At 41.3% G+C, this 15,112-nt stretch carries 10 protein-coding genes; all 10 read right to left on the bottom strand.

The window, feature by feature from the left end; genetic code table 11:
- Nucleotides 1–422: 422 nt before the first annotated feature.
- Entirely contained in the window at nt 423–3,662 is a 3,240-nt protein-coding gene (icmF, locus tag ACTWQM_RS03805) for a fused isobutyryl-CoA mutase/GTPase IcmF (protein WP_443257086.1), read from the bottom strand.
- A 5-nt stretch (nt 3,663–3,667) separates the two neighbouring features.
- Nucleotides 3,668–4,315, bottom strand: a complete 648-nt coding sequence (locus ACTWQM_RS03810; protein ID WP_443256826.1) for a TetR/AcrR family transcriptional regulator — start codon at nt 4,313–4,315, stop codon at nt 3,668–3,670.
- Nucleotides 4,316–5,239 carry a methylmalonyl Co-A mutase-associated GTPase MeaB gene (gene meaB, locus ACTWQM_RS03815; RefSeq protein WP_443256827.1) on the bottom strand — a complete coding sequence of 308 codons (924 nt, stop codon included), beginning with the start codon at nt 5,237–5,239 and terminating at the stop codon, nt 4,316–4,318.
- 246 nt (nt 5,240–5,485) lie between these two features.
- Complete coding sequence (locus ACTWQM_RS03820) at nt 5,486–6,625, bottom strand: acyl-CoA dehydrogenase (RefSeq protein ID WP_443256828.1); 1,140 nt, start codon at nt 6,623–6,625, stop codon at nt 5,486–5,488.
- Nucleotides 6,626–6,640: 15 nt separating this feature from the next.
- Complete coding sequence (locus ACTWQM_RS03825) at nt 6,641–7,783, bottom strand: acyl-CoA dehydrogenase (protein WP_443256829.1); 1,143 nt, start codon at nt 7,781–7,783, stop codon at nt 6,641–6,643.
- Between the two features lie 36 nt (nt 7,784–7,819).
- Nucleotides 7,820–8,668, bottom strand: a complete 849-nt coding sequence (locus ACTWQM_RS03830; protein WP_443256830.1) for a 3-hydroxybutyryl-CoA dehydrogenase — start codon at nt 8,666–8,668, stop codon at nt 7,820–7,822.
- Nucleotides 8,669–8,812: 144 nt separating this feature from the next.
- Nucleotides 8,813–10,000, bottom strand: a complete 1,188-nt coding sequence (locus ACTWQM_RS03835) for an acetyl-CoA C-acetyltransferase (RefSeq protein WP_443256831.1) — start codon at nt 9,998–10,000, stop codon at nt 8,813–8,815.
- A 156-nt stretch (nt 10,001–10,156) separates the two neighbouring features.
- Nucleotides 10,157–12,265 (bottom strand): heterodisulfide reductase-related iron-sulfur binding cluster, encoded by a 2,109-nt coding sequence (locus ACTWQM_RS03840; RefSeq protein WP_443256832.1) that lies wholly within the window; start codon nt 12,263–12,265, stop codon nt 10,157–10,159.
- Between the two features lie 655 nt (nt 12,266–12,920).
- Nucleotides 12,921–14,591, bottom strand: a complete 1,671-nt coding sequence (gene argS / locus ACTWQM_RS03845) for an arginine--tRNA ligase (RefSeq protein ID WP_443256833.1) — start codon at nt 14,589–14,591, stop codon at nt 12,921–12,923.
- Nucleotides 14,588–15,028, bottom strand: a complete 441-nt coding sequence (locus ACTWQM_RS03850; protein ID WP_443256834.1) for a DUF1934 domain-containing protein — start codon at nt 15,026–15,028, stop codon at nt 14,588–14,590. Before ACTWQM_RS03850 ends, argS begins: the two co-directional genes overlap by 4 nt.
- Nucleotides 15,029–15,112: the final 84 nt, after the last annotated feature.

The following is a 15,112-nucleotide window of genomic DNA, read 5'->3' on the forward strand; positions in this document are numbered from 1 at the left end:
GCACTCCCTTTTTCATGTATTAGTGAATAAATATTATAAGTATCTTAAAGCTTGCATGCCAAAGTATAAGACGTTCTAACAAAGCAAATTACGCTTTCATAAGAATCCCTTAACGATAAGCCAAGTTTCCTAAAAAACTTTATTTAATATGCTTTCCATAAACCATACCATACATTATAAACAATTCTCACCTTAATATGCTAGTATAAACTACAAAAAAGTTGAGAAAAAGAGATAATTTCCTCAACTTTGATGTAGGTTCCTCCTTAATTGGCTATATTGTGAACTTGAGCCGGAAAGTTGTGAACTTGGGCCGAATGTGTGACAGTTTGAGCCGATTTCCAGTGAACTTCAGCTAAATGTGTGTTCATTTGAGCCAAACACCCTGTTATTGCTTCGTACTTCAATCCGGCTTTTCACACTTACATATTCCGTCTGTATTGTCCTCCTACTTCGTATAAGGCGTTTGTTATTTGCCCGAGGCTTGCCACTTTTACTGTTTCCATTAGTTCAACGAAAATATTTCCGCCTGAGGCTGCAACTTCTTTTAAGGCTGATAATGCCGCTTCCGTTTGGTCTTCGTTAACACCCTGGAAATTGTGCAGTTCATTGATTTGATGTTCTTTTTCCTCTTTAGATGCTCGTGCAAGTTCCATTGAATCTATTTTATCCTCTGAAGGCGGGTTCGGATTCAAGTACGTGTTGACCCCAACAAGCGGCAGATCACCGGAATGTTTTTTACCTTCATAGTACAAGGATTCTTCCTGAATTTTACCGCGTTGATATTGACGTTCCATTGCGCCTAGCACGCCGCCACGGTCATTCATTTTTTCAAATTCCTGCAAAACAGCTTCTTCAACTAAGTCTGTCAGCTCTTCAACGATATAAGAACCCTGTAGCGAATTCTCATTTTTCGTTAAGCCAAACTCTTTATTAATGATCATTTGAATTGCCATTGCCCGACGAACAGAATCTTCTGTAGGTGTTGTGATAGCTTCATCAAATGCATTGGTATGCAAGGAATTCGTATTATCCTGAATTGCCAGTAATGCTTGCAATGTTGTACGGATATCGTTAAAATCAATTTCCTGTGCATGCAGGGAACGGCCTGATGTTTGAATATGATATTTCAGTTTCTGAGCCCGCTCATTTGCTCCATATTTATCACGCATTGTTACTGCCCAGATACGGCGCGCGACACGGCCAATTACGGTGTACTCCGGATCCAATCCATTTGAAAAGAAGAATGACAGATTCTGTGCAAATTTGTTAACGTCCATTCCACGGCTCAAATAGTATTCCACGTACGTGAAGCCATTTGCCAATGTGAAGGCAAGCTGTGTTATCGGGTTAGCTCCAGCTTCTGCAATATGATAACCGGAAATCGAAACAGAATAATAGTTGCGAACTTCTTTATCAATAAAGTATTGCTGAATGTCACCCATCATGCGCAGTGCGAACTCTGTTGAGAAGATACATGTGTTTTGCCCTTGATCTTCTTTTAAAATATCCGCTTGGACTGTTCCGCGTACAACAGACACTGTATCATCTTTGAGCCTATCGTATTCTTCCTTGTTTGGTTTTCGGCCATTTCCCTCTTTAAATTTTGTAACTTGCTGGTCAATTGCCGTATTGAAAAACATTGCCAAAATAATCGGAGCAGGGCCATTGATTGTCATGGACACCGATGTTTTTGGATCTATTAAATCGAAACCATCATACAGCTTTTTCATGTCCTCGAGCGTACATATACTAACGCCACTTTCGCCGACTTTACCATATATATCAGGACGTGGTGCAGGATCCTCCCCATACAGTGTCACTGAATCAAATGCAGTTGACAGGCGTTTTGCTTCCTCGCCTTTTGATAAATAGTGGAAGCGGCGATTTGTTCGCTCAGGTGTACCTTCTCCAGCAAACTGACGTGTAGGGTCTTCCCCTTTTCGTTTAAATGGAAAAACGCCTGCAGTAAACGGAAATGATCCTGGTACATTTTCCTTCATGAGCCACTTCAAACGTTCTCCCCAGTCCGAAAACTTCGGAAATGCAACTTTAGGGATTTTTATACCTGCTAGTGTCTCTGTAGTAATATCCATTTCAATTTGTTTATCTCGAATGGAAAATGTCAGTTTATCCTGGCTGTATCTTTCTTTTGTTTCATCCCATGCCTCAAGTGACTTTTTCGCAGTCGGATCGAGCTTTTCCTCGTATTGATCAAACGTTTGATTAATAACCTTTTTCGTGTTTTCATCCTCTACTGCTTCCTTAGCACCTTCAAGCTGGAAAAGTTTCCGGGCAATATCGCTTTGTTTTTCCGCATGTTGATGATAGTTACGTACGTGCGTTGAAATCTCACGTAAATAATGGCGGCGTTCATTCGTGATGATCATGTTTTGTTTTTCCGCGATAATATTACGTTCAAAACTGATTTCATCATTCCAGTCATGTTTTTCATTTAATGTATCGATAAGAGATGCGAACAATGCATTCGTCCCTGCATCATTAAATTGGCTGGCAATTGTACCAAAGACAGGGAACTTTTCTTTATCATCATGAAAAAGCAAATGACTTCGTTGATATTGTTTCCGTACCTGATTCAATGCGTCTTCAGAACCCTTTTGCTCAAACTTATTAATTACAATAAAGTCTGCAAAGTCAATCATGTCAATCTTTTCAAGCTGTGATGGCGCGCCAAATTCTGCTGTCATGACATACATGGATAAGTCCGTTACATCCGTAATCGCAGCGTCACCCTGCCCGATACCGCTTGTTTCAATAATAATGAAATCATATCCTGAAGCACGGACAACATCGATTACATCCTGAATTGCTTTAGATAGTTCGCTTCTTGAGTCACGTGTCGCCAAGGATCGCATATAAACACGATCGGTAAAAATTGCGTTCATCCGGATTCGATCACCGAGTAATGCGCCACCTGTTTTCTTTTTCGTCGGATCAATTGAAATTATCGCAACTTTTTTATCCGGAACTTCATTAATAAAGCGACGGATCAGTTCATCAGTTAGTGAACTTTTCCCTGCGCCACCTGTGCCGGTAATACCAAGAACCGGGGCATTGTTGGATTCGGATTGCAAGGACTTAAGAACTTGCTGTTTTTCTTCATTGTCCTTTTGATTACTTTCCATATAGGTGATGAATCGGGCAATCGCCTGACGCTCACCTGTCAGCAATTTATCTTTATCTTTTTTCAGATCGATTGGTGGCAGGAAATCACATTCTTCCAGCATTAGGTTAATCATACCCTGAAGCCCATATTTACGGCCATCTTCCGGGGAAAATATCCATGACACTCCGTACTCATGCAATTCTTTAATTTCACGTGGTATGATTGTTCCGCCACCACCACCGTAAACTTTGATATGCGTGGCACCAAGTTCATTTAGTAAATCAATCATATATTTAAAATATTCAACATGACCACCCTGATAGGACGACATGGCAATTCCTTGTGCATCCTCCTGAATGGCGGCATAAACAACTTCTTCTACTGAACGATTATGTCCAAGATGAATAACCTCTGCTCCACTTGCCTGAAGAATCCTACGCATGATATTAATTGATGCATCATGTCCGTCATATAAACTTGATGCTGTTACAAAACGTACCGGATTTGCCGGTTTATAAAGTTCTGGTTGTTCCATCATCATCAAGCCTCCTTATCTTTTACTGTTGTTCTGTCAATTGCTAGTGACGCCATTAAATAATGAATTTGACGATCAATATACTCTTGCAATGTGAATTGTTTTTGCAGGACCCACCGTCTGAATCCCCACATATGTCCCTGTATGAAAATATTATTCGCCACTAATTCGGCATCCTGCTTGGAAATTTCATGTGGCAGGCAAGTAACGATAACTTTCTCAAGCATACCAACCATGTCCCGCTCTTTTTGCAGTACATATTCTTTGGTATCTTTTTTTAACGACTTCACTTCCTGATACATGATAACGACTTCTTCCTGCATTTCATCCATTAAGTAAAAATAAGATTCAACAACTTTTTCCAGATTGGTAACAGATGGGTTTTTCAAATCAATGGCAGCTTCAAGACGCTCATGAACTTGCTCATAAATGGCATCACATACAAGAAACAGCAAATCTTCTTTGGTCCGAATGTACTCGTAAAGTGTACCAATGCTGAAGCCAGACTCTTTTGCTATTTCTCGTGTTGTCGTTCGGTGGAATCCTTTTTCTTTAAACAAAGTGATTGCACCTTTAATCATCTGATTGCGACGCTTTTCAACAAGCTCAATATTTTTTACAGAGGAAAGGATTTGGTTCTGGTTCTGATTCATTTAGTGTCCCCCCTTCCATTTATCAAATAAGTCCTTCGCCAATTGATATGGATCACTGTTCGCCTCAATGGTTATGTCTGTTTCTTCGATATACGTTTTTACATCACGCCAAATTTCTTCGCGGACCAGTTCATATACCTCTAACTCCTGTTGCTGCTTTCGTCGTTTTTTTCCTTCGTCAGTGCTGTATAAGTATTCATGGTGCTGGTTAATTTTTTCCCATAGTTTATCGATACCTTTATTTTCCGTTGTAATTGTTTTAACGATAGATGGCTCATGGTCACCTTTAGTTGTCATCATCACAAGCTCTTTCAGGAGCGCTTTCAGTTTTCCCACTCCCTGAAGGTCTGCTTTGTTAATGACAAATAAATCAGCAATCTCCATGATCCCCGCTTTAAAAATCTGCAGGACATCACCACTGTTCGGTGTTAAAACAAGTGCCGTTGTATCAACGAGTTTCATAATATCAAGCTCTGATTGACCAACACCAACCGTTTCCACCATCACAACATCGAATCCATAAGCATCACAAATCCGCACAGCATCTTTTGTTGCCCGGGCTAAGCCTCCAAGACTGCCACGCGTTGCCATACTGCGGATGTAAACACCATTATCAGTGAAATGTTCATTCATCCGAACCCGATCACCAAGTAATGCACCACCACTAAACGGACTTGTTGGATCAACCGCGATAATAGCTACAGTTTTTCCTTCGCTACGGATGTGGGTAATCAGACGGTTCACCAGCGAACTTTTCCCTGCACCAGGTGACCCTGTAATACCAACATAGCGCGCATTCTTTTTCATCGAAAATACATCACTTAGCATGGCGAGCTTATCAGGATGGTCATTTTCAACCATAGTGATAGCCCGTGCCAATGCGCGTATATCCTTTTCTTTCATCCGTTCTACAAGGTTGTGCATGTCGTGGCATCCTTTCAGCTTGCTTGATATTGTGGTGCTTCAATTTTTCGGTTGGACCTCTCGATATTGTTGTGCGCTCGCTTGACTTAGCGACCGCCCGCTCAAATTCGTTGTGCTCGTCGCTTGAATTTGTGAACTTGAGCCGATATTTTGTGAACTTGAGCGGAATTTGTGACAACTTGAGCCAAAATCATGTGAACTCGAGCCGATTTTGTGACAACTTGAGCCAAACTGGTTATTGGAGCGTTATTTCGTCAGCATACGCCCGATTACCATACGTTGAACTTCATTTGTTCCTTCGTAAATTTGCGTAATTTTCGCGTCACGCATATAGCGTTCCACTGGATAGTCTTTTGTGTAACCGTAGCCGCCGAATACCTGAACAGCTTCGACTGTTATGCGCATTGCTGCATCTCCGGCAAAAAGTTTTGACATTGCAGAGGCTTTTCCATAGGGTTGCCCCTCTGATTCCAACCATGCAGCCTGATAGGTTAAGAGACGGGATGCTTCGATTTCTGTTGCCATGTCGGCTAGCTTGAATGATATACCTTGGTTCGCAGCAATTGGCTTGCCGAACTGTTCGCGTTCTTTTGCATAATCAACAGATGCATCCAATGCACCCTGGGCGATTCCCAGTGCCTGTGCTGCGATTCCGTTACGGCCACCATCGAGTGTGGTCATGGCAATTTTAAATCCGTCTCCCTCAGCACCTAGCATATTTTCTTTCGGGATACGGCAGTTTTCAAAAATAAGTTCGGTAGTTGGTGATGAACGGATCCCGAGCTTCTTCTCTTTTTTACCGAAAGTGAATCCTTCTGTTCCTTTTTCAACGATGAAAGCACTGATTCCTTTATGTTTTGCATCACTATCAGTTTTTGCAAAAACAATATAGATATCTGCAACACCACCGTTGGTAATCCAGACCTTGCTGCCATTAAGGACATAATGGTCACCGTCTTCTTTTGCCACGGTTTTCATGGATACAACGTCACTGCCGGCACCAGGCTCAGACAATGCATAAGCACCTAATGCTTCTCCTGTAGCTAATCGATAGAGGAATGTTTTCTTTTGCTCTTCATTTCCGTATTTATAAATTGGCCAGCTTGCAAGCGATAGATGCGCCGATAATGTAACACCTGTTGATGCACAAACACGTGATAACTCCTCAACTGCAATTACATAGCTTACATAGTCTGCGCCGATTCCACCGTACTCTTCCGGCCAAGGAATTCCTGTCAGGCCAAGCTCAGCCATTTTATCGAAAATATCGCGGTCAAAGCGCTCTTCTTCATCACGCTCAGCCGCAGTTGGCTCCACATCTTTTTTTGCAAAGTCTCGGACCATTTTACGCAGCATTTCTTGTTCGTCTGTTAGTTGAAAATTCATAATCTGTTGTCCTCCTTAGTCTTTTAAAAGGTTTTTGGCTATTACAATATGCTGTATTTCGTTTGTTCCTTCATAGATTTCGGTTACTTTGGCATCACGGAATAAGCGCTCTACCGGGTAATCCTCAGTATAACCATAACCACCATACACCTGGACAGCTTCGATTGCAGCTTTTCTTGCAGTTTTGGACGCATACATTTTCGCCATCGATGCTTCCTTGTTACACGGTACGTTGCGTTCCACTAGTGATGCAACATTATAGACTAATAGTTTTGCTGCCTCGACTTCTGTTGCCATATCCGCTATTTTAAATGATATACCTTGATTTTTCGAGATTGGCTTACCGAATTGTTCGCGTTCTTTTGCATATGCGGTTGCATGCTCGACTGCTGCTTCACCAATTCCCAGCGCCTGGGCAGCAATTCCAATGCGCCCGACATTCAGGTTCGCCATAGCAATTTTAAATCCATCACCTTCATTGCCGAGAAGTTGTTCTTTTGGAATAACACAATTGTCAAAACTTAGTGGTACCGTACTTGATCCATGCAGCCCCATTTTTTTCTCTGCTTTACCGATTTCAAAACCCGGTGTATCCTTTTCAATTATAAACGCACTAACACCTTTCCCGCCTGCCACATCACTTGTACGGGCAAACGTAATAAATGTATCAGCCGCTCCCCCATTTGTAATAAACATCTTTGAACCATTTAAGATATAGTTATCGCCATCTTTTTTTGCTCGTGTTTTCAGGTTTGCAACATCAGACCCTGCACCAGGTTCGGTAACGGCAAAAGCGCCAAGAAACTCGCCTGATGCCAATTTTGGCAGATAGTATTTCTTTTGTTCGTCACTTCCAAAATATAAAATTGGATTTGTGCCGACAGATGTGTGTACAGATAAAATAACACCGATTGTTGCGCTGACCTTTGAAAGCTCATTAATAGCGATAATATAGGATGTATAATCCATCCCGGTTCCACCGTACTCTTCCGGAATTGGAATCCCCATCAATCCAAGCTCACCCATTTTCCCGATAATTTCTTTTGGAAAACGATCCTCTTGTTCCATTCTCTCGATTTCTGGCTGCACTTCTTTTTGGGCAAAATCCTGAACCATTTTGCGCATCATTTCCTGTTCGTCGGAAAAATTAAGATTCATTCTAAATGCCCCCCTTCCTGTTTTTCTTGGTAGTTTTTAATATTGATAAAATCCTCTTCCTGATTTTTTACCTAACCAGCCGGCTTTTACATATTTTCTAAGTAATGGACATGGACGGTATTTGCTATCGCCATACCCTTCATGCAGCACTTCCATAATATACAGACATGTATCAAGTCCAATAAAGTCCGCCAGTGTTAATGGGCCCATCGGATGATTCATACCAAGTTTCATTACTGTATCTATATCCTCTACCGATGCTACTCCTTCATGTAATGAAAAGATCGCCTCATTGATCATCGGCATAAGAATACGGTTTGCGGCAAATCCTGGTGAGTCGTTTACTTCTACTGGGCTTTTTGATAGTTTGTGAGTCATATCCTCAATTGCCTGATAGGTTTCGTCACTGGTCTGCAATCCACGGATGATTTCAACAAGCTTCATCACTGGAACAGGGTTCATAAAATGCATCCCGATCACTTGGTCCGGACGGTTTGTTGCTGCTGCAATCTCGGTAATTGGCAGTGATGATGTGTTTGTAGCCAGGATTGCATGTTTAGGAGCAATTGCATCAAGCTCACCGAATACTTTCGTTTTGACATCCATATTTTCAACTATTGCTTCAATAACAAAATCACGTGATTGTGCATCCTTCAATTCAGAGGATGGTGTCAGTCTGTTTAGTGTTTCCGTTTTATCTGATTCACTGATCCGTTCTTTGTCTACAGCCCGTGTTAAGAGCTTTTCAATATTGTTCATGCCTTTTTCGAGCGCTTCTTTGTTCATATCATTTAACAGGACGTCAAATCCTGATTGTGCAAAGACCTGGGCAATTCCTGCGCCCATCTGTCCTGCTCCGATTACCATAACTTTATTAATTGCCATGATGTAGGTTCCTCCTTGATCTTGATTGATTAAAATTGTGAACTTGGGCCGGGAAGTTGTGAACTTGAGCCGAATTTGTGACAGTTTGAGCCGATTTCCTGTAAACTTGAGCCAAATGTGTGTCCGTTTGAGCCAAACAGCCTGTTATTGCTTCGGTACTTCAATCAGCATTGCGTCACCTTGACCACCGCCACTGCAAATTGCTGCAATTCCGATTCCGCCTCCTTGACGTTTCAGTTCATGGATTAATGTCAAAATAACGCGTGCACCACTTGCTCCGATTGGATGTCCAAGTGCTACTGCTCCGCCATTTACATTCACTTTTTCCGGATTGATGCCTGCGATTTTGCCACTTGCTAGTGAAACAGCTGCAAATGCTTCGTTAATTTCAAATAAGTCAATGTCATCTTTGGAATAGCCTGTTTTTTCTAGCAATTTGTTAATAACAAGTCCTGGCGTTTGCGGAAAATCTTTTGCCTCAACAGCAACTTCTGCGTGACCAAGTACTGTTGCCATCGGTGTTTTCCCAAGTTGTTCAGCCTTTTCATCTGACATTACAACAAATGCGCAAGCGCCGTCATTTACGCCAGGTGCGTTGCCAGCAGTAATTGTTCCGTTTTTATCAAAAGCAGGGCGTAAACTAGCTAGACGCTCCACACTTGTATCTTTACGGGGCGCTTCATCCGTATCAACAACAATTGGATCTCCTTTGCGCTGCGGGACTTCCACCGATAGGATTTCTTCTGCAAATTTTCCATCCTCAATTGCTTTTACTGCACGCTGATGACTACGGTATGACCACTCATCCTGTGCTTCTCTCGTCAAATTGTATTCGTCAGCTGTGCTGTTTCCGTAATTACCCATGTGCACGCCTTCAAAAGAGCATGTTAGCCCGTCATGGACCATCATATCTTTTACCTTTTTGTCTCCCATACGGTTGCCCCAACGAGCATCCGGGAGAAAATATGGTGCGTTGCTCATGCTCTCCATGCCTCCAGCAACAATTACATCCTCATCACCCAGACGAATAAGCTGATCAGCAAGTGTTACACTGCGTAATCCAGATGCACAAACTTTATTGATTGTTTCTGTTTTGACATTCCAGGGAATTCCTGCCTCACGAGCTGCCTGACGTGAAGGGATTTGCCCTTGGCCACCTTGCAACACGTTTCCTATAATTACTTCATCGATTTCTTTTTCATCAAGACCTGCACGATTTAATGACTCACGAATTGCTTTACCACCAAGCTGTGATGCTGTGAAGGGCTTTAACCCGCCTCCAAATTTACCAAATGGTGTTCTAGCTCCAGATACGATAACTGTTTTTCGCATATACTCAACATCCTTTCAAAGATTTATTTGATAACGCTTTCTAAAATAATTATTAAAAAACAGAATGCTCTTGCAATTATCTGTTTCATAATTCGATTGAACGCTCGCTCAATATATTACCGAAAAAGAAGAGGGGCGACGTTACCCCTCTATTATTTAAGCAGTTTTTGCTTCGTCTTCAACAAATACGGACAATGCGAGAATTTCCGCTACATCCAATGTGCTGATATCTTCATCAACTTCTTTTGCTTTTGTACCATCACTTAACATCGTCAGACAGAATGGACAAGCACTGGAGATCATGGTTGATTGTGTTTCCATTGCCTGTTCTGTACGTGCAACGTTGATGCGGTTACCAGTTGTTTCTTCCGTCCACATCAGACCACCGCCGGCACCACAGCACATACCATTTTCTTTATTGCGCTCCATTTCTACCAACTCAAGACCTGGAATAGACTTTAAAATTTCACGTGGCGGGTCATAAACACCGTTGTATCTTCCCAGGTAACATGAGTCATGGTAAGTTAGCTTTTGGTTGATTTCACGTTTTGGTTCAAGCTTGCCATTCATCACCATGTCATAGAGCATTTGTGTGTGGTGATAAACTTCTGCTTCAAAACCGAAGTCAGGGTATTCATTTTTGAAAATATTATATGCGTGTGGGTCGATTGTTACGATCTTGGTCACACCATTTTTCTCAAATTCTTTAATATTTTTCTCTGCAATTTCCTGAAATAGGAATTCATTTCCGATACGGCGTGCCGTATCACCTGAGTTTGTTTCTTTATTACCTAAAATCGCAAAATTGATTCCTGCTTTGTTCATTAACTTAGCAAACGCCAATGCGATTTTTTGGCTTCGGTTATCAAATGAACCCATGGAACTAACCCAGAAAAGGTATTCAAATTCTTTTTCTTCTTTTTTCAATTCTTTTACGGTAGGAATGTATGCTTCTTCATCAAGTTCACGCCATTTGATACGATCCTTCTTCGATAGTCCCCATGGATTACCTTGACGTTCTATGTTCATAACAGCACGTTGAGCATCCGGATCCATTGTCCCTTCTGTCATGACAAGGTAACGGCGCATATCAATGATTGTTCCAACATGTTCATTATTTACCGGGCAAGCATCTTCACAGTTACGGCATGTTGTACAGCCAGCAAGTTCTTCCTGTGTAATAACATCACCGATCAGGCTTGCACTTTCCATGCCTGCTGCTGCTTCATTTGCTCCAGCATTCGCAGCTTGGTTTCCATTAGTATTTGAAAATGCATAAGAGGGTACCCAAGGTGAATTACCTGTGACTGCTGCACCTCTTTCTGTTAAATGATCGCGAACTTTGATCATAATATCCATCGGTGACAGCATTTTACCTGTTCCAGATGCCGGACATACATCCGTACAACGTCCGCACTCAACACATGCATAAAAGTCTATCATCTGATGCTGTTCAAAATCTTCTACTTTCCCAACACCGAATGAAATCTCATCTTCATTTTCTTCTTCATCCAGGTCGAAGTCTATTTTTTTCAACTTCCCCGGAACACGCTGGCTTAAAAATACGTTAATTGGTGCTGCAATTAAGTGTGCGTGTTTAGACTGTGGTACATAAACAAGGAATGATAGTATCGTGATCGTATGAATCCACCAAAATACGTAGAACAAAACCATAGCAGCTGTTTGCGGCATCCAGCCAAATGCTGCTGCTACTAAACTAGCAATAGGCTCGGTCCATGTCAGTCCTTCACCATGCCAGATTAAGGCCATACCGTTCCCTGCTAAAACAGATACCATTAACGTTCCGATAAATATAAGAACAAGTCCTGCTTTAAAACCACGCTTCAAGCGAACAAGTTTTTCGACGTAACGACGGTGGAACGCCCATACCACAGCAACAAGTATCATCAACGTTACAAGTTCCTGGAAAAATGTGAACCCTTCATATAATGGTCCAAATGGTAAATGACTTCCTGGCGCCAATCCTCTGATAAACATATCAATCGCACCAAATTGCACGAGTAGGAAACCATAGAACATCATTACGTGAATGGTCCCGGATTTTTTATCCTTCAATAGTTTCGATTGACCAAAAACGATTTTTCCTATACGACGGAAGCGTTCCTTAAAATCACGATCAAACTCAGATTTCTTACCGAGTTTAATATATGATATTCGTGTAGCTACTACTCTAGCGAATAAATATAAACCATAGATGACGATTGCTATAAACGCCAGCAAATTTATCAATAAAAATGTGTCCATCATCCGCTCCCCCTTTTGTCTTAGTATAACGAAAAATGATAGCGATTGCATTAATTATAAAAAATTATAGATGCGTACCGCCACTAATTTTTAAGTTTAATATACTAATACTTTATATGTGAATGATCATTCAGTCAACTGATTTTTAGGAAGATGTGATAATTGTCATAATTAATTTGCTGCTAAAAAAAGTCTGGCAGCAATGCCACTTTTTTAGGTTTAGAAACGATTGTAATTAAAAATATGCACTCCCTCCTTATGTCACGCAAAATTCATTGCCAAGGAACTTCTTTCTTAGGATGTTAGCAGACACCACGGCCTCTATCTGTGACAAAATGAGGTGATTTAAGGTTTAGACGGACACCAGAGCCCTTATTGAGGTAATCTATTGCAATTTTTGGATGATTTTCAGTAAATAAGGTATCCTGTGTCCGCTAAAATAGTTGTTTTATAATCTTGCTTCATTACTTCGGCAGCTTCAGCAATCAATTTGGAAACTCGCCAAGGGTTGAAGTTCTCGAAATCCGGTCGAAGTTGCTCGTATGAGGTTGAATTTGCTCGTGTCCGGTTGAAGTTCATCTCCAATTAAAAATCTTCATCAAGCACTAGTAGCCTAATTTAAAAAACTTGCAGAGGCCATGCCCCTGCAAGTTGCTTACATTTTTTCCGGTGCGGATACACCTAGGATTTTTAATCCGTTTGCGATGGTAATCCGGACTGCTTTCATTAATGCAATACGTGCTTTTGTCAATTCTGGTTCATCCTGGTTCAAGACTTTTTCTGCATTGTAAAAACTGTGCAGCAGTGTTGCCAGGTCAAACACATATTGCGTTACTTTGTGTGGTGTGTGCTTTTCGGCAGCTTCTGCAATCATTTTTGGAAATTCACCAAGTTTTTTGAGTAAGTCAATTTCTTTTTCAGCAGTTAACAGTTCTGCATTAAAGTTCTCATCAGCTGCGAGCCCTTTTTCTTCTGCCTGCTTCAGCATTGTACAGATTCTTGCGTGGGCATACTGAACATAGTAGACAGGGTTATCATTCGATTCGGAACGTGCAAGGTCCATATCAAAGTCAAGCTGTGAATCATTTGAACGCATCACGAAATAATAACGGACGGCATCAACGCCCACTTCTTCCATTAATTCACGTAGCGCAATAGCTTTGCCTGTCCGCTTACTCATGCGAATCTTTTCGCCGCCTTCAAACAGGCTTACCATTTGAATGACTTTTACATCGAATTTTTCAACCGGATAGCCAAGTGCTTCGATTGCTGAACGCATTCGGGCGATATAGCCATGGTGATCAGATCCCCAAACATTGATAATTTGGTCAAAGCCACGTTCAATTTTATTTTTATGGTAGGCAATGTCAGGTGTCAGATACGTATAGCTGCCATCCTGTTTTATTAACACACGATCCTTATCGTCACCGAAGTCCGTTGAACGGAACCATGTTGCGCCATCCTGCTCATAAACATAGTTACCATCCTTTAAGGTTTGGACTGCTTCGGTTACTTTGTTGTTATCATATAGAGATTGCTCGGAAAACCAGTTGTCAAAATAGACACCAAAGTCGTTCAAGTCTTTTTTCAGTTTATCAAGCTCATATGTTAATCCATACTCTTTAAAAAACGTCACACGTTCCATTTCATCTGCATCGGCCCATTTATCGCCATATTCAGTGGCTAATTGTTTGCCGATACCAACTAGATCTTCACCATGATACCCGCCCTCAGGCATTTCTGCATCATATCCCAGTGCCTGCAAATACCGCGCCTGAATGGATAGTGCCATGTTATCAATCTGATTTCCGGCATCGTTAATGTAATATTCCCGTTCAACATTATAGCCTGCTGCATCAAGGACATTGCAGAACACATCACCAAATGCTGCGCCACGAGCATGTCCAAGGTGCAAATCACCAGTTGGGTTAACGGAAACAAACTCAACCTGAACTTTCTTTCCCAGCCCTGCTTCCGTTTGGCCGTATGTTTTATCGGCTTTCAATATTGTCGGGACAAGTTGACCAAGGTAATCGTTCTTCATGAAAAAGTTAATAAACCCAGGTCCGGCAATTTCCACTTTTTCAATTGTTGCTTTTGATTGATTGATATTTGCCACAATATCATCAGCTATCTGACGTGGTGCTTTTTTGGCAATCCGGGCCAGCTGCATCGCAATGTTAGTTGCGAAGTCACCATGGGCCTTGTCCTTTGGTTTTTCTAAAATAACAGATGGCATCTCATCTTCCGTTGCAAGGTTCGCTTTCAGGACGGAAGTGGCAATTTCCTGCTTCAATACATCCTCTGTTTGTGCCAAGACGTTCATTGGGAGTCCTCCTCTTTGATCGATAGTATGATTTTTTGTTTTCGCTCTTCCTGGCCATTCAGCTTCACGGTATAGTTAAGTTTCAACAGTCCATTTTGCTGATTGGAAAGCTCCTGATATTGCATTGATTTTGTAAAAGTTTCCATATGTAAGTGACCATAAGCATGCTGGAATACATTTTCTGATGTTTGCTTTAAACGAAATTGCTGATGCATTTTAATGGTTCCTACTCTTTTTATACTAACCTTGTCAGCATGGATGGTTATCAGATTGTTTATTAACGACCCATCGTCCGCTTTCTCCTTAAAGGTAAGTACATCTATATTATCTTTTTTATAAAAATTCCCATTCTCCTTAACGGTATTGTACTCCGTTTGTCCATCATCGGTAATTACTGTCTGAAGTTCAATCGAAACCTCTTTTGGTTCTGAATTCATCAAATCGCTCCTGCTTTATATAATTTCCTATTATAGCGATAATCGTATGTATTTATCAACATAAAGTAGTTATTTACCCATTAT

The organism is Virgibacillus sp. L01 (assembly GCF_052246775.1).
Taxonomy (GTDB): Bacteria; Bacillota; Bacilli; order Bacillales; family Amphibacillaceae; genus Lentibacillus.